Below are 17234 nucleotides of genomic sequence, written 5' to 3'. Positions count from 1 at the left end.
CCCGTCAGGCTCCCAGCAGGCTCTGGCCGCAGACCCGTACGACCTGGCCGGTCACCCCGTCCGACGCGGGGTGGGCGAACCACGCCGTCGTCTCGGCCACGTCGACCGGGAGGCCGCCCTGGCCCAGGGAGTTCATCCGGCGGCCCGCCTCGCGGATGAAGAGCGGGACCGCCGCGGTCATCTTCGTCTCGATGAAGCCGGGCGCCACCGCGTTCAGCGTGATGCCCTGTCCGGCGAGGCGGGGAGCCAGCGTCCGGACCAGGCCGATGATGCCCGCCTTGCTCGCCGCGTAGTTGGTCTGGCCGGTGTTGCCCGCGATCCCGGCGATCGACGCCGTCGCCACGATCCGGCCGCCCGCCCGCAGCGTGCCCGATGTGAGCAGGGCGTCCGTCGTCCGGAGCACGCTGTCCAGGTTCACGTCGAGCACGCTCGCCCAGCGGTCGGGCGCCATGTTGGCGAGCCGGCGGTCGCGGGTGATGCCCGCGTTGTGGACCAGGATGTCCAGGCCGTCGGGGAGCGCGGCGGCGATCCGGTCGGCCGCGTCGGAGGCGGTGATGTCCAGGGGCAGGGCGGTGCCGCCCAGCGAGTTCGCCGTACGCTCCAAGTCGGCCTGTGCCTGCGGGACATCGAGGCAGACGACTTTCGCCCCGTCGCGGGCGAGCGTCGCGGCGACCGAAGCGCCGATGCCGCGCGCGGAGCCGGTGACCAGCGCGGTGCGCCCGGCGAGCGGCAGGTCCCAGCTCTCCGGAGCGTTGCTGCCGGTGTCAGGGCCGACGGCACCGCCGGTCTCGATGACCTGCCCGCTCACATACGCGGACTTCGGCGACAGCAGGAACCGCAGCGTCGATTCGGCCGCGGGCGCCGACACCGTCCTGACCAGCTGGACCGTGCGGCCCCTGCCGATCTCCTTGCCCAGCGACCGTACGAAACCCTCCAGCGCCTGCTGCGCCGCCGCCTGGTGGTGGTCGTCGGCGGACAGCGGGGAGCCGGCCACCACGACCCGGCCGCCCGGGGCCAGCGAGCGTACGACGGGGTGCAGCGCGCCGTGCACCTCCGCGAGACCCGCCACCGTGGTGACACCGGTCGCGTCCAGCACCACGCCCGCGAGCCGGCCGCCCTCCGCCGGGGCGCCGACGACCGTGAGGCCGGTGCGTGCGAGGACTCCGGCCAGGCCGGGCAGGGGCGTCCCGCCGGCCGTCAGATGCAGCAAGGAGCCTTCGAGGCACGGGTGTTCGGCCGACCAGCGGCGCAGCTGCGCCGGCTGCGGCAGCCCGAGCCTGCCTGTCAGGAATCGGCCGGGTGCTGTGCCGGTGAAGTGCAGATAGCGATCGGCCATTGTCCGGACTCCTTGTGGCGTCGTAGATTTACTCTTGAGTAAGGTTACTCATGAGTCAGGAGCTGGTCGAGATGGTGTGGGTCGGAACAGGGACCTTCGGGACAGAGACCTTCGGTACAGGGGCCTTCGGCGCAGGTCCCCTCGGAACGGGGCCCCGATGATGCCCCTCAAGGTCGCCGTACTCGGCGGCAGCCGCATCCCGTTCGCCCGCTCGGACGGCCCGTACGCCACCGTGTCCAACCAGACCATGCTGACGGCGGCCCTGGACGGACTGGTCGAGCGGTTCGGCCTGGAGGGCGAGCGGATCGGCGAGTTCGTCGGGGGCGCGGTCCTCAAGCACAGCCGCGACTTCAACCTCGCCCGCGAGACCGTGCTCGGCTCGCGTCTCGACCCGCGCACACCGGCGTACGACATCCAGCAGGCGTGCGGTACGGGCCTCCAGGCCGTCATCGCCACCGCCAACAAGATCGCGCTCGGTGCGATCGACTCGGCCGTCGCGGGCGGCTCCGACACCGCGAGCGACGCCCCGCTCGGCGTCAACGACCAGCTGCGGAAGATCCTCCTCGAAGCGCGCCGGGCCACATCGGTGAGCGGCCGGCTCAGGGCGCTCGCCCGCGTACGCCCCGGGCACCTCGTCCCCGACATCCCGCGCAACGCCGAGCCCCGCACCGGGCTTTCGATGGGCGAGCACGCGGCGCGCACCGCCCGCGAGTGGGACATCGGCCGCGCCGAGCAGGACGCGCTGGCCGCCACCAGCCACCAGCGGCTGGCCGCCGCCTACGAACGCGGCTTCTTCCAGGACCTGGTGACGCCCTTCCACGGGCTGGCCCGGGACCAGAACCTGCGGCCCGGCTCCACCGTGGAGAAACTCGCCACGCTGAAACCGGTGTTCGGCGCCGGAGAGCCCGGCGCGACCATGACGGCGGGCAACTCGACGCCGCTCACCGACGGCGCCGCGACCGTCCTGCTGGCGAGCGAGGAGTGGGCGCGCGAGCGTGGACTCGAACCGCTGGCGTATCTGACGCTGTACGAGACGGCGGCCGTCGACTACGTCAACGGCCCCGACGGGCTGCTGATGGCGCCCGCGTACGCCGTCCCGCGGATGCTGGAGCGCGCCGGTCTCACCCTGGAGGACTTCGACCTCTTCGAGGTGCACGAGGCGTTCGCTTCCCAGGTGCTGGCCACGCTCGCCGCCTGGGAGAAGCAGGGACTCGCCCCGGTCGACCGGGCGAAGCTCAACGTCGCCGGCTCCTCGCTCGCGACCGGCCACCCCTTCGCGGCGACCGGCGCCCGCATCGTCGCCACCCTGGCCAAGCTGCTCGCGGAGCGGGAGGCTCCTGGGCGGGGGCTGATCTCGATCTGCGCGGCGGGCGGCCAGGGCGTGACGGCGGTGCTCGAACGCCCCTGACCGTACCGGCGTGGGGCGTGGCCGGGACCGGCGGGACCGTACCGGGGCGGCCGTACCGGCGGGACCGGACCTGCGGGACCGGACCTGCGCGGCCGGACCTGTGCGGCCGTACCGGCGGGACCGGACCTGCGCGGCCGGACCTGCGTGGCCGGACCCGCCCCGACCGGGCCTGTCCTGCCTCTCCGGTCTGTCCGATCCGATCCGGCCCGCCTGATCCCACCCGCCTGATCCCGCCCGCCCGAACCGGCCTGCCCGATCCGGCCCGACCGACCTGATGTACCACGACATGAGGAGCCGCAAGTGTCCGTGTCCGTGTCAGTGCAGCCGATGGAACCGCACAAACGGCGCGTGGACGGGGTGGTGCGGGAGGTCTCCGTACCACCGCTGGTCCGGCCCGTCGAGCGCGGTTCGCTCGCCGACATCCCCTTCGACAACGCCCACCAGGCACCCGACGATCCGGTCCTCAGCAGAAAGCGGCCCGACGGCCACTGGGCCGACGTCTCCTCCATGGAGTTCGCCGTCGAGGTGCAGGCCGTCGCCAAGGGGCTGATCGCGGCGGGCCTGGCGGCCGGCGACCGTATCGCGATCATGGCCAGGACCACCTACGAGTGGACCCTCCTGGACTTCGCCGCCTGGGCGGCCGGACTGGTCACCGTCCCCGTCTACCCGACGTCGTCCGCCTTCCAGGCCCGCTGGATCCTCCAGGACTCCGGCGCCGTCGCCTGCGCCGTCGAGAACAAGGAGCAGGCCAGGCTGATCAGCGTGGAGCGCCGGCAGCTGCCCGCCCTGGCGCACCTCTGGGAGTTCGACACCGGCGCGATCGGCGTCCTGAAGGACCTGGGCCGGGACGTACCCGACGCCGCGGTGGCCGAACGCCGGGCCGGGCGCTCGCCGTCGTCCGTCGCCACCCTGATCTACACATCGGGCACCACGGGCCGCCCCAAGGGCTGCGTCCTCACCCACGCCAACTTCTTCGCCGAGGTGGACAACGCGGTCGAGCTGCTCCACCCCGTCTTCAAGTCGGTGAGCAAGGATCCGGCGTCGACGCTGCTCTTCCTGCCGCTCTCCCACGTCTTCGGCCGGATGGTGGCGATCGGCTGTCTGCGCGCCCGCGTACGCCTCGGGCACGCGCCCAGCATCAGTACGGAGGACCTGCTGGCGGACCTCGCCGGGTTCCGCCCGACGTTCCTGCTGGCGATCCCGTACGTCCTGGAGAAGGTCTACAACACCGGCCGCGCCACCGCCGAGAAGATGGGCCGGGCCGCGTCCTTCGACCGTGCGGCGCGGATCGCGCAGCGGTACGGGGAGGCGCTGGAGGCCGTCGAGCACGGCACGGGCCCCGGGCCGGGGCTCGGACTGCGGCTGGCGCACGCCGTGTACGACCCGCTGGTCTACCGGCGGATACGGGCGGCGCTCGGCGGCCAAGTGAAGTACGCGATCTGCGGCGGCTCACCGCTCGGCCACCGGCTCGCGGCGTTCTACGCGGGCGCCGGGATCCAGATCTTCGAGGGGTACGGCCTGACGGAGACGACCGCGGCGGCGACGGTCACCCCGCCGCTGCGACCCCGCCTCGGCACGGTCGGCTGGCCGCTGCCCGGCACGGCGGTCAGGATCGCGGACGACGGCGAGGTACTGCTCAGCGGCGGCCAGGTCTTCGGCGGCTACTGGGACGGGGAGCGAGGTGAGCCGGCCGGCGCGGGCTCCGGCTCCGGCTCCGCTCCTGGCTCTTCCCCCGGCTCCGGCCAGTGGTTCGCGACGGGCGACGTGGGCGCGCTGGACGAGGACGGCTACCTCACGATCACCGGCCGCAAGAAGGACCTCATCATCACCTCGGGCGGCAAGAACGTGGCGCCCGCGCCCCTGGAGGACTGGCTCCGGGCGCACCCGCTGGTCGGCCAGTGCATGGTCGTCGGCGACAACCGCAGCTATGTCACAGCGCTGATCACGCTGGAGCCGGACGGCCTCGCGCACTGGCGCCGGATGCGGAAGAAGACGGGCGTCCCGATGCGGGAGCTGGTCCAGGACGAGGAGCTGCGGGGAGCCCTGCAGCGGGCGGTCGACGAGGCGAACCGGCTGGTGTCGCGCGCCGAGTCGATCCGGAAGTTCGCGGTCCTCCCGGTGGACTTCACGGAGGAGAACGGGCATCTCACGCCGTCGCTGAAGCTGAAGCGGGCGGCGATAGCCGAGGACTTCGCCGACGAGATCGAGAAGCTGTACCGGCGGTGACACAGGCAGGAGCCCCCTCCCGTACGCGAACGTACGGGAGGGGGCTCCTTGGGTGGTGCTATCCCGACCGCGATCCGATCGGCCCGGGCAACTAGGCCGGGGTGACGTTCTCCGCCTGCGGACCCTTCGGGCCCTGCGTGACGTCGAAGTTCACGAGCTGGTTCTCCTCAAGCGAGCGGAAACCAGACGCGTTGATCGCGGAATAGTGGACGAAGACATCCGGGCCGCCGCCGTCCTGGGCGATGAAGCCGAAGCCCTTTTCAGCGTTGAACCACTTGACGGTTCCGGTAGCCATAAGCCCTCCTTGGGCCAAAGGGTTGCCCTGCTCCAGAACCTGCTAAGAAGTCTGAAAACTACAAAAGCCTGCGGGTCACATGCTCCGCAGGCTCTGTACTGCAAGGGAAACCAAACTGCAACTTGCGGCGAGCCTAGCACGCGCCCGCGCGCCCGCGGTAGAGGTGAAGATCACTTCACCCGGAGGTTTGACCGCGGTGCGTCAGGCTGACGGACTACCCTGCCTTCTCCAGCGTACAACGCGGGTCTAGCCTCACGATGTGGACAATTCATACGCCGAACAGGCCACCGCACCCGTCACAGGAAACACCCCAGGACACGCCCCCGGGGACGCCTCCGAAGCCGACCACCGTCGCAGCAGGCCCCGCGTCGGGCACATCCAGTTCCTGAACTGCCTCCCGCTCTACTGGGGGCTGGCACGCACCGGCACCCTGCTCGACCTGGAGCTGACCAAGGACACCCCCGAGAAGCTCAGCGAGCAGCTGGTCAGGGGGGACCTCGACATCGCGCCCGTCACCCTCGTCGAGTTCCTGAAGAACGCCGACGAGCTCGTGGCCTTCCCCGACCTGGCCGTCGGCTGCGACGGCCCCGTGATGTCCTGCGTGATCGTCTCCAAGAAGCCGCTGGAGCAGCTCGACGGGGCACGGGTGGCGCTCGGCTCCACCTCGCGCACCTCCGTACGGCTGGCGCAGCTGCTGCTGGCCGAGCGGTACGAGGTCACGCCCGACTACTACCGCTGCCCGCCCGACCTCGGCGTGATGATGCAGGAGGCCGACGCGGCCGTCCTCATCGGTGACGCCGCGCTGCGTGCCGCACTGCACGACGCACCCAAGCTCGGTCTGCAGGTCCACGACCTCGGCCAGATGTGGAAGGAGTGGACGGGCCTGCCGTTCGTCTTCGCGGTCTGGGCCGCCCGCAAGGACTACGCGGCGCGTGAGCCCGAGGTCGTGAAGGCGGTCCACGAGGCGTTCCTGTCCTCGCGTGACGTCTCGCTGGAAGAGGTCACCAAGGTCGCCGAGCAGGCGGCGCACTGGGAAGTCTTCGACGCGGAGCTGCTGGAGCGCTACTTCACGACGCTGGACTTCCGCTTCGGGCCCGACCAGCTGGAAGGCGTCACGGAGTTCGCACGACGGGTCGGCGCCACGACGGGCTTCCCGTCGGACGTACACGTCGAACTGCTCGGTTCCTGACGGCGGTTCCCCGGACCGTGGGCGCCGCCTCCGGGCGCCCACGACCGCCCCTGACCGCTTCCGGCCGCGCCTGACCGCTTCACGCTGCGGTCTGCGGTCTGCGGTCTGGGTTCTGCTGCCTTCGGCCTTCGACCGCACCCGCTCATCCGCCGCCGAGTGTTCCCGGTCCGTGCCGCGGCCCCTGGCGAACGTTCCAGGCGACCATTCCAGCCACGGGGCGTTCCCGCAGCTCAGAGGCGGTTTCAGCGTTCCGGTGTCCCTCCTTTCCGGTAGATCGTTGCGGGTACGCCCGGCTCCCACGAAGCTCGTTGATGTCGGCAGGGCGCGAGCCTGGCGCCGCGTCCGGCTGAAGCAGTCAGATCCCTGCTGAAGCAGTCCGATCACCTACGGGGGAGTCCACCCATGCGTAAGAACCTCATCCGCACATCCACCCTGGCCGCCGTGGCGGCGGCCGCCGTTCTGTCGCTGACCGCCTGCGGGGGCGGGTCCGACTCGGCCGGCGCCGCGTCGTCGTCCGGCGCGGCACAGTCCGCGGACCAGGGCCAGGACACCGCGGGCAAGGCCGGGGCCCCGGGCACCAAGGACGTCACGGCGGAGGCGGAGAAGGGCAAGTCCACGGACGGATCCACGTCCGGCAGCGGCAGCAGCGCATCGGGCAGGAGCGGCACCTCGTCGAACGGCGCCGCAGCCAAGAGCAAGAGCGGTGGCAGCGGAGGCAAGGGCGGCTACGGGCAGACCTGCGGCGCCAACGACCTGAAGTGGAGCGCCAAGTCCGAGACGCAGGCCGGCGGCTACATCCTCATCTCGGTGCGGGCGAACCCCGGTATCACCTGCGTACTCCCGTCCGCGCTCCCGATGGTGGCGTTCGGCTCCGACGGTACGGAAGCGGGACCGGCCGAGCAGTCCGTCGGCGACCAGGTGAAGCTGAGCGGCGCCACCACCGCCTACGCCGGGGTCAACCCCAAGACCACCAACACCGACGACGGCAAGGAACTGACCGAGATCATCACCGCGGTGAGCCAGGACGACCACACCGACCCCGTCAGCCTGCCCACCGGCAAGATCACCGTCGACAAGCCGATCGTCACCAACTGGCACCTGTCGCCCCGGAGCGCGGTCCCCGGCAGCGGCCTGGACAGCAACTGACGACCGGACGACGCCGCTGAGCGGAGTAAGGCGGCCGCGCCCGCAGTGGTCCACCCACCGAGGCCGACGACGTGACGATGTCCCGTAATTCCTGAGCCCTCAGGGATTACGGGACAATTGCGTTGTGCGCCTACGGCCGACCCTGGCGGGATTCCCGCCCGTTCACCGATTCACCGACCCTTCGGCGTACGACGTCGCGCGGCACTCTCTAAGGTGTCGGAGGCATCGCGCTTGACGAGCAGACACCCTAAGGATCGCTGACATGGACCCGTTGCAGCCGGATGACCCCCGAATACTGGGCACCTACCGGCTGTTGGGCCGACTCGGTGCGGGCGGTATGGGCCGGGTGTATCTGGCCCGCTCACCCGGTGGGCGCACCGTCGCGGTGAAGGTGGTGCGTCAGGACCTCGCCGCGGACCCGGCGTTCAGACAGCGCTTCCGCCACGAAGTGGACGTGGCCCAGCGGGTCTCGGGCCGGTACACGGCCCCCGTGGTGGACGCCGCCCCCGACGAGCCACTGCCCTGGCTGGCGACGGCGTACGTACTCGGCCCGGACCTCACGGACGTCGTCGAGGCCCACGGGGCCCTGCCGGAGCACACCGTACGGGCCCTGGGCACCGGCCTCGCCGCAGCGCTCCAGGAGATCCACGCGGCCGGCCTGATACACCGTGACCTCAAGCCGTCCAACGTGCTGCTCGCCGCCGACGGCCCGCGTGTCATCGACTTCGGCATCGCGCGCGCGGTGGACGGAAACCGTATGACCCAGACCGGAGTTGTGGTCGGCTCGCCCGGCTTCATGCCACCGGAGCAGGCGCTGGGGCAGGACGTGGGCACGGCCGGGGACGTGTTCTCGCTGGGCGTGGTCCTCGCCTTCGCGGCGACCGGCCGCAATGTGTTCGGCGACGCGATCGCCCCGGCCGCGATGCTCTACCAGGTGGTGCACGCCCAGCCGGATCTGACGGGCGTCCCCCGGATGCTGACCGGCCTGATCCGCGCCTGCCTGTCCAAGGAACCGGCGCAGCGCCCCACCCCGGCGGAAATCCTCCACTCGCTCGACCCGGGAAACACGGGCGAGGTCTTCACGGACTGGCTCCCCTCGGCGGTCTCGTCGACGATCGCCACCCACGCCTCACACATCCTGGACCTCGAAACCCCGGCGGGGGGAAACACGCCGCTGCCGGAGAGCGCGGGGGCCGCGGCGGCCCCTGGCGCCGCCGCGGGCTTCCCGACCGCTACGGCTGTCCCGGCCCCGGCCCCGCAGGGCTTCGGACCGGTGCCGACCCTGGCGAACAGCCCGGCCGGCACCACCGCGACCGCAGCCCCGAGCCGCCGCCGGTTCTTCCGTATAGCGGCGGGCGGTGTGGCCGGCGTCGCGGTGGTGGGCGCCGGCGGAGCCTGGCTGGCCACCCGCGGGGGCGGTACGACTCCCGATGTGAAGCCGACGGACAAGCCCGAGGCCTTCACGACCCCGCCGAACGGGGTCGCCCCACAGCCCCTCTGGCACAAGACTCCGGGCAACGACAACCTCAATTACGACATCCCGCCGCACGCCATCGGAGACGTCGTGGTCATCAGTGGCGACGCGATGCAGGGGTTCGACGTGAAGTCCGGTGCCCGCCGTTGGAAGACCGGGGAGCTGGAGACCACAGCCAGCGCCGGGAAGATCGTCGCCTCGGGCGGGATGTTCTTCTGCGGCAGCGGAGATTACGACGGCACACTCGTCGGTATCGACGCGAAGACCGGCAAGGAGGCGTGGCGGACCCGCCTCGGAGGGAATCTGAGCGCGAAAGCCCCCATCGGCGCTGATGACAAGCGGATCTACGGCATCGCGGAGATCCAGAACAACGACATCAAGAAGAGCCTCACCGCGATCGTCGCCATCGACATCAAGACCCGCAAACTGGCCTGGCAGAAGCCGCGGGACGAGGGCACGGAAGACTTCGGATTTGCGCTGACAGTGGCCCAGGGCTGTCTCGTCTATACGGACGGAAAGAAAAACCTGACCGTACGCGACAGTGCCAGCGGCAGGCAGTTGTGGAGCAAGAAGGTCGGCGACGGTTCCACCGCGAACGCGGTCGCGGTGCACGGGAATACCGTGATGGTCAGCGGAAAGACAATGCGCGCTTTCGGCCTCAGGTCGGGAGATCCTCTCTGGACGCTTCCTCCTAATGGGCGCCGCGGCTTCGAGCCTCCGTTCGTCTTCGGCAACGTGGCGTATGCCTTCGACTACGACAGTGGAATCTGGGCCATCGACCCGAAGGCGGGCAAGAAGATATGGATGAGCCCCGACCTCGCCCGTAAGCCCTTCTCGGACAATCTGGTGAAGGTCGGCGACACCCTGTACGCGGGCTCGTTCTTCGAGAGCGGCGGCATCTATGCCATCGACGCGAAGACGGGGCGTCTGCGCTGGACGTACAACGACGGCCGCAGCCTTGACGACCGCTATCGTGTCGCGGCGGCGGGGCCTCGGCTGATGGCCGCACACGGCGACGAGTTGTACGCACTTCCAGCGGTGTAGCCGCTGTGGCCCGGCACACGGCGCGGTGGCCACGCCTTCCGCACGAGTGCCACACCGGCATGCGTCCTGCTTCTCGATGTCCCGGCCGGTGCCACCGATGGCCAGGGCCCCGCTCCCGCGCCCGGCGCCGTACGGGACGTGTGTTCCTGCCCGCGTTCGTAAGCATTAGCCTCAGTGAACCTATATGACAAGCGCGCCACCCACGGCCGGCAGGCCACCGAGGGCCGGCAGGGAGGAAGACGACCATGCGAGTGCTGGTGACAGTCGTACGGGAGGGGGAGGAGCCGCAGGATGTCCTGGTCAACACGGACGACGGGGCCACCGCCGGCGACATGGCGGACGTACTCGCGGCGTCACGGGGAGCGCAGCAGCGGACCGCACACGAAGGGGTCCCCTCCGTCGTCGTCCCCATGCCGGGAACGACCCTCGACCCCCGCTTCGGCTACGCGGGCCAGACGCCGGCCGCCCCCACCCTCTGGGCCGACGGCCACCGCTGTGATCCGCGTACCCCGGTGGGATCCGTGCTGCGCGACGGCATGCGGATCTCCGTCGACGACTCGATCGGGCCGCTGCTGCGCAGGGGCGAGCCCGTGGGGCGTTACGAAGTGCGGGTCGCGGCCGGCGCCGCCTCCGGCCGGGTGGTCCGGCTGGCCGCCGGGTCCGCCACCATAGGCTCGGCCCCCACCTGCACTCTGGCCGTCGCCGACGCGCAACTCCCGCCCTTCGCGGCCCGGTTGGCCATCGACGTACAGGGCAGAGCGACCCTCACGCCCCAGCCCGGTGTGCCGGTCCAGCTGGACGACGCACCCGTCACGGGTGAACAGCTCTGGCCGCTGGGCGGAGTCGTCCGCATGGGGGACTCGCTCCTCGTACTCGACGAGGTCGGCGAACCCGACGCACATCTCTCCGACACCGGCGAAGGCGGCCTCGCCTACAACCGGCCCCCGCGCCTCTCGCCCCTCAGGCCCCGCGCCCGGATCGTCGTCCCCACACCGCCGACCAAGGGCGAACGCGCGCGCTTCCAGCTGATCGCGGCGATCATGCCGCTGTTCTTCGGCCTCGGCATGTACTTCGTCACCAAGCAGATCTACATGCTGATGTTCTGCCTGATGAGCCCGGTGATGATGCTCGGGCAGTGGATCAGCGAGAACCGCGAGGGCAAGAAGAAGAACAAGACATCGGCCAAGCAGTACAAGAAGGACGTCGCCGCCTACGAGGCCGAACTGGTCAGGGCGGGCAAGGACGAACAGAGCAGACTGCGCGCGCAGAACCCCGACCCGGCCGAGATCCTGCTCTTCGCCACCGGCCCGCGCCGGCGGCTCTGGGAGCGCAGGCTCACCGACCCCGACGTCCTCAAGCTGCGGATCGGCGTCGGCACCGCGGTGGCCGACATCGAACTCGTCACGGGGAGCACCGACCCCCAGGACGAGGGCCCCGAACTGCCCCGCATCCCCGACGTACCGATCACCCTGCCCTTCCCCGAGCTGAGTGTCGTCGGCATCGCGGGCGACCGCGGGCGTGCCCTGTCATCGGCGCGCTGGCTCGCCGTCCAGGCGGCGGTGCTGCACAGCCCGCGTGAACTCTCCCTGGTCGTCCTGTCATCGGCGCCCGACGCGGCCACCGAGTGGAACTGGGCACACTGGATCCCGCACACCGCACCCCAGCAGGGCCAGGACTGTGTGGCCCTCATCGGATCGGACTCCGAGGCCGTCGCCCGGCGGGTCAACGAACTGCTCAACGAACTCGGCCGCCGCAAGGCCGTACGCGAGAACGCCGGCGGCATGGCAGGAGCCCTCGGGAGCGACCCGCACATCCTGCTCGTACTCGACGGCGCCCGGCTGCTGCGCCGGATGGCCGGGGTGCCCCAGCTCCTCCAGGAGGGCCCCGGCCTCGGGATCTTCGCGCTCTGCGTCGACGAGGACGAGCGGCTGCTCCCCGAGGAGTGCCGGGCCGTGGTGTCCTGGACCCCTGACTCCGCGGCGCACGTCAGGCTGCGCGGCTCGGGACTCGAACTGGCCGGTGAGGTACTGGCCGACCAGGTGGCACCCGACTGGTGCGAGCTGCTGGCCCGTTCCCTCGCACCGGTACGCGACGTCAGCCGTGACGACGCCGACAGCGCCCTGCCCACCGCGGCCAGGCTGCTCCACCTCATCGGCATGCCCGACCCGACCGGCGACGACATCGAACGGGTCTGGCAGGCCGGCGGTTCGACGACAGCGGCCCCGATCGGAGTGGCGGCGGACGGCCCCTTCGTCCTGGACATCCGGCGCGACGGACCGCACGCGCTCGTGGCGGGGACGACCGGTGCAGGTAAGTCCGAACTGCTCCAGACCATCATCGCCTCGCTCGCGGTGGCCAACCGGCCGGACGCCCTCAACTACGTCCTCATCGACTACAAGGGCGGCAGCGCCTTCATGGACTGCGCCCGCCTGCCGCACACCGTCGGCATGGTCAGCGACCTCGACGCGCATCTGACCGAGCGGGCCCTGGCCTCGCTCGCCGCCGAACTGCACCGCCGCGAGACGATCCTCTTCGACACCGGCACCAAGGACATCGAGGACTACAACGACACCCGCAAGCTCCGCCCGGAGCTCGAACCGATGCCCCGACTCGTGCTGGTCATCGACGAGTTCGCCTCCCTGGTCGCCGAGCTTCCCGACTTCATCGCGGGACTGGTCGACATCGCCAGGCGAGGCCGTTCGCTCGGTGTGCACCTGATCCTCGCGACCCAGCGCCCGGCCGGTGTGGTCAGTGCCGACATCCGGGCCAACACCAACCTCAGGATCGCCCTGCGGGTGACGGACGGCTCCGAGTCGCAGGACGTCATCGACGCCGCGGACGCCGGCGCCATCGCCAAGTCCACACCGGGCCGTGCCTATGTGCGCTCCGGCGCACAGTCCCTCGTCGGCGTGCAGTCGGCCCGTATCGGTGGCCGCCGTCCCGCCACCGGAGGCAGCGGCCCCAAGGCCACCCTCGCCCCCCTCACCTGGCCGATGTACAGCCGCCCCGCACCCAGGGGGGCGGCCGGCGCCGAGGACGACGGCACGATGGTCACGGACCTCGCCGTACTGGTCGACGCGGTCCGGTCCGGCTCGGAGAAAATGGGCTTCCCCGCCCCGCGCAGCCCGTGGCTGCCGCCGCTCGCCGAACACGTCACGGTTGACGAACTGGCCGAGTTCCGGAGCCCGTCGGCGGCACACGATCCATCGGTGACACCGGATCCGTCAGCGGTGTACGAGGACGTTCCTCCGATCGGCTACGGCCTCACCGACCTGCCCGCCCAGCAGGCCCGCAAGCCGGTCGCCGTCGACCTCGTCCACGGGGAGCACACGCTGCTCGTCGGCGGCGCCAGGTCGGGCCGGTCCACGGCGCTGCGGACCCTGGGCGGAGTCATCGGCCGGCAGACATCCCCGTACGACGTCCATGTGTACGCCATCGACTGCGGCTCCAACGCGCTGCTGCCCCTGGTGCGGATGCCGCATGTCGGGGCCGTCGTCAACCGCGACGAACCCGAACGCGTACGGCGGCTGATCGACCGGCTGCTCGGCGAGATCGCCCGGCGCCAGCAGATGCTCGCGATGGAGGGTGCGTCCAGCGCCGCCGAACAGCGGGCCGGTGCGGCGCCCGATGACCGGCTGCCGTGGATGGTGCTGCTGCTCGACAGCTGGGAAGGCTTCGTCTCCACCTTCGAGAACTACAACTACGGCCAGCTGATCGAGCAGGTCCAGCGCATCTTCCGCGAAGGCTCGGCGGCGGGAATCAAGGTGGTCATGACCGCCGACCGCACGGGCCTCAGCGGCAACGTCGCATCAGCCTTCGTGGACCGTCTCGTCATGCGCTTCGCCGACCCGAACGACTACGGCATGGCGGGCCTCCACGCGCGCGAGGTCCCGAAGAACATGCCGCCCGGGCGCGCTCTGCGCATCACGGACACCGGCGTCGAAGAGACCCAGATCGGTCTGCTCGACGCCGACCCCGCGGGCCAGGCGCAGGTCCGCAAGCTGCGGGAGATCGCCGAGGCCGTACAGGGGCAGTACGGCAGGCTCCCGGCCGGCCGCGGTCCGATGCGGGTGGACGCCCTGCCCGCGCGGATCACCGCGGAGCAGGCGCTGGCCCTCAGCCCGGAAGCGGTCCCGCAGTCGCCCCTGTGGGCGCTGCTCTGTGTGGGCGGGGACGAGCTGCGGCCCATGGGCGTCGACCTGGTGGAGTCGGGTCCCGGCTTCATCATCGCGGGCCCGCCGAAGTCGGGTCGCTCCAACATCCTCATGTGTGCCGCGGAGTCCCTGCTGGCCAAGGGCACTCCGCTCGTCCTCATCACCCCGCGGCGCTCACCGCTGCGGGAGCTGGAGGGGCGGCCGGGTGTGCTGGGGCTCCTCAACGGGGAGCACCGTGAGGACGATCTGGAGGAGCTGTTGGAGCAAGCCGAGGGACGGCCGTACGTGGTGGTCGTCGACGACGCGGAACTGCTCTACGACGCCAGCCTGGACGAGGCTCTGGAGACGGTCGTCAAGAAGGGGGCGGACGGTGACCACGGGCTGATCGCCGCGGGTGCCACGGACTCGCTGTCCTCGCAGTACCGGGGCTTCGCCACGGAGGCCCGCAAGAACCGCAACGGGCTGCTGCTGACACCGCAGAACCCGCAGGAGGGCGAGCTCTTCAGCGTCCGTCTGCCGTCGAACGCGGGCGCAGGGCCGGTGGGCAGCGGCCTGCTGGTGACCGGCGGGACCGTGACGCCGGTCCAGGGTGTGATGCGGGGCTGAGCCCGGGGTCCGGACAACAACACGACGCTGGGGCGGCCACCTGATCAGGTGGCCGCCCCAGCGTCGTGCGTACAGCCAACCGTGATCAGGTGGCGCGCTCGATGTTGTTGGCGCTGGTGTTGGCCGAGTTGTGGGCCTCGGTCAGCGTGTGGACCCACTTCTCGAAGGTGGGACGAACGCTCTCCCAGTCACTGCGGAAGTTGTCGGCCTTGGGACCCTTCCAGTAGCCCGAGCTACCGGACGTCGCCGTGTTCAGGTGCTTGATGAGGGTGTGGAGATCCCCCGAGCTGTGCTGGAACTTCTTGGCCAAGTCCCGGAGTTGGCTGAGATCTGCACCGCGGTCCATCGCGATCCTCCCCGTTGTCACTGAGGTAAACGGACTATCCGTTTGCAACAGTGGACGCTACCGCACGGCAGGCAGTTCCCGTAAAGACCCTTCGGGCCTCGGATTGGGCGCAGTTGGGGGAGTGCCGCATGGCGCACGGGATGAGTTGTTTGTCCTGATTGGCTTGCATTGGGGTGGGTGTTGGGGTGGGTGTTGGGGTCGGTGTTGGCGCGGGCGAACACCGGGCAGTCCGGACCCGTCCGGCCTGCCCCCTAGGTACCTCCGGCCCCGGCCTTGCCGGTGTTCCCCACCCAATGGATTCCAAAGGAGCCATGAATAGAGGGATTCGAGAGAACGGCACAGGCAGACGGGCGGCACCGTATCGGGAGATCGTCGCAAGGGATACGGGGGCGGCCCGTCCGGCGCAAATCGAAGCAGGGGCGCGCGATGCGCTTCCGTACGCCCGGTTGTGCGCGGCCTTGAACTGCGCTTTGCCGACTGTTGAAGTCCGTCTATGCTTGACGGACGTCTGTATGACAGCGGGGGAGGCTGCTATGGGTAATCCGGACATCCAGGAACTAAATTCGCGCGCCGCGTCTCTGAGGTCGCTGGCCGACCACATCGATTCGCTGGTCGACTCGCCGCACACCCAGAGCACCACCGCGATGAAGACATGGTCGGGTCCGAACGCCGATCATGTACGGGGAAAGCTGAAGAGCTGGCGGACCACGTGCACCACGGTCGCCAAGTCGTTGCGCGAAGAGGCTCACAAGGCATCCGAGTCCGCCAAGGACCTGCAGCATCCCAAGAAGTGAGCCGTGCGGCCGTCAGGCCCTGGGGAGGAACGAGTAAAGATGCCTTCGTACGACAGTTCCCGAGGCCGCCTGCGCCTGGCCGACCGCCACATCGGCGTTTTCGCGCACCTGCTGGACGGCGAGACCCCGCCGGACGAGCTGTGGCCGTCGCTGGTGGAGCTCCAGCAGATCGGCCTGGTCGGCGAAGAGGGTGAACTCGCGCCGCTGATGCGGGACTTGCTGGGTGCGCTGGCCGACCCGATGGTGATGATCACGGTCGAGGTCACGGGCGAACACGGCCCGGTCAACCACGGAGTCATCGTGGGCCAGGACGCCGTCATCTCCCATGACGGCTGGCCGGGCGACGAGGAGTCCGAGTACGTACCGCTGGAGCCGAGCACCCTGGTCTGGGAGCTGGCCAGAAAGGTCAATCTCCGCAGCGGCGACAGCGAGACGCCGGCCGTCGACCGGATAGAGACGTCGATGGGCGCCCTGGACGCGGCATTCGTGGCCCTGGGAGAGGGCGACGGAGTCGACGAGGACGCGACACGCGACCTGGTACGCAAGGCGGTGGTGGAGGCCGACAGCGACCTCAAGGACCCGGACCTGGCGCAGTTCGTGAACCTGGTTCTGGCGATGAACGCCACGTGGCGCGTCACCACGGCCTGGGACGGCAAGCACGAGGGCGAACGCTCCGCGATGCTCCGCGCCTTGGCGGTCTGGGACTGCGGCCCCCGGGGCTACTGGATCCGTGAAAAGCCGGAAGAGCCGATCCTGCCGGGCCAGGTGACCCCGGAGAGCACGCTGGTACTGGCCCGCTCGAGCGCGGGAGAGATCTGGGAGAAGCTCGCGGACCTGCTTCCGGACAAGGCGGATCTGATCGACGAGGCGTGAAGAGCGTGTAGGAGGGGTGGGCACGGGCGGCCGCAGGAAGCCGCCCACCCGAAAAGACCGATTCAGCATGCCCATCGCCGGACCAATGAGGTTGAGACCTGAAAGCCGGCGGGTAGGCGGGGAATCCCCTGGGCTCCCAGTGGCTGCCGGCCCGGCAGATCAAGACCCTGAACTGGTCAGGGCATTGCAGCGTAAACGTGCGGCGATGCTACGCATGACGCCAATAGCTCAGAACGGTTCGTGCCTGTGTGGATGCGAAAGCCTCTTCAGGCCAATTTCGCCCGGAACTCGGACATCATTGCAGAATGCGATCCCACTCACCTCTGCTGGTGCAGCATGATGG

At 70.2% G+C, this 17234-nt stretch carries 11 protein-coding genes; 8 read left to right on the top strand and 3 right to left on the bottom strand.

The window, feature by feature from the left end; all coding sequences use genetic code 11:
* Positions 1–4: 4 nt before the first annotated feature.
* Positions 5–1336: a 3-oxoacyl-ACP reductase gene (locus OG510_RS15520; protein ID WP_406137425.1), complete on the bottom strand. Its 1332-nt coding sequence runs from the start codon at positions 1334–1336 to the stop codon at positions 5–7.
* Positions 1337–1493: 157 nt separating this feature from the next.
* On the opposite strand from OG510_RS15520, the gene OG510_RS15515 reads away from it, so the two are divergent.
* Entirely contained in the window at positions 1494–2744 is a 1251-nt protein-coding gene (locus OG510_RS15515) for an acetyl-CoA C-acetyltransferase (protein ID WP_406137424.1), read from the top strand.
* A 327-nt stretch (positions 2745–3071) separates the two neighbouring features.
* On the top strand, positions 3072–4970 hold the full coding sequence (locus OG510_RS15510) for an AMP-dependent synthetase/ligase (RefSeq protein WP_406142408.1): 1899 nt from the start codon (positions 3072–3074) through the stop codon (positions 4968–4970).
* A 91-nt stretch (positions 4971–5061) separates the two neighbouring features.
* On the opposite strand, the gene OG510_RS15505 is transcribed toward OG510_RS15510, so the two are convergent.
* Positions 5062–5265 (bottom strand): cold-shock protein, encoded by a 204-nt coding sequence (locus OG510_RS15505; RefSeq protein WP_008738468.1) that lies wholly within the window; start codon positions 5263–5265, stop codon positions 5062–5064.
* A gap of 376 nt (positions 5266–5641) precedes the next feature.
* Between OG510_RS15505 and OG510_RS15500 the strand changes: the two genes are divergently transcribed.
* The 4 genes from OG510_RS15500 (at position 5642) to OG510_RS15485 (ending at position 14878) form a co-directional block, all read left to right on the top strand.
* Entirely contained in the window at positions 5642–6454 is an 813-nt protein-coding gene (locus OG510_RS15500; protein ID WP_406142407.1) for a menaquinone biosynthetic enzyme MqnA/MqnD family protein, read from the top strand.
* 402 nt (positions 6455–6856) lie between these two features.
* Positions 6857–7600 (top strand): DUF4232 domain-containing protein, encoded by a 744-nt coding sequence (locus OG510_RS15495; RefSeq protein WP_406137422.1) that lies wholly within the window; start codon positions 6857–6859, stop codon positions 7598–7600.
* Between the two features lie 262 nt (positions 7601–7862).
* Positions 7863–10118, top strand: a complete 2256-nt coding sequence (locus tag OG510_RS15490) for a serine/threonine-protein kinase (protein WP_406137421.1) — start codon at positions 7863–7865, stop codon at positions 10116–10118.
* A gap of 245 nt (positions 10119–10363) precedes the next feature.
* Positions 10364–14878 carry an FtsK/SpoIIIE domain-containing protein gene (locus OG510_RS15485; RefSeq protein ID WP_406137419.1) on the top strand — a complete coding sequence of 1505 codons (4515 nt, stop codon included), beginning with the start codon at positions 10364–10366 and terminating at the stop codon, positions 14876–14878.
* 85 nt (positions 14879–14963) lie between these two features.
* On the opposite strand, the gene OG510_RS15480 is transcribed toward OG510_RS15485, so the two are convergent.
* Entirely contained in the window at positions 14964–15224 is a 261-nt protein-coding gene (locus OG510_RS15480; RefSeq protein WP_406137417.1) for a WXG100 family type VII secretion target, read from the bottom strand.
* A gap of 533 nt (positions 15225–15757) precedes the next feature.
* On the opposite strand from OG510_RS15480, the gene OG510_RS15475 reads away from it, so the two are divergent.
* Positions 15758–16018: a WXG100 family type VII secretion target gene (locus tag OG510_RS15475; protein WP_406137416.1), complete on the top strand. Its 261-nt coding sequence runs from the start codon at positions 15758–15760 to the stop codon at positions 16016–16018.
* Positions 16019–16057: 39 nt separating this feature from the next.
* Positions 16058–16891 (top strand): hypothetical protein, encoded by an 834-nt coding sequence (locus tag OG510_RS15470; protein WP_406137414.1) that lies wholly within the window; start codon positions 16058–16060, stop codon positions 16889–16891.
* Positions 16892–17234 lie beyond the last annotated feature (343 nt).

Source organism: Streptomyces sp. NBC_01089, assembly GCF_045162975.1.
GTDB lineage: Bacteria > Actinomycetota > Actinomycetes > Streptomycetales > Streptomycetaceae > Streptomyces.
The sequence above is the reverse complement of the archived record's forward strand: the minus strand, read 5'-3'. Positions and strand labels throughout refer to the sequence as shown.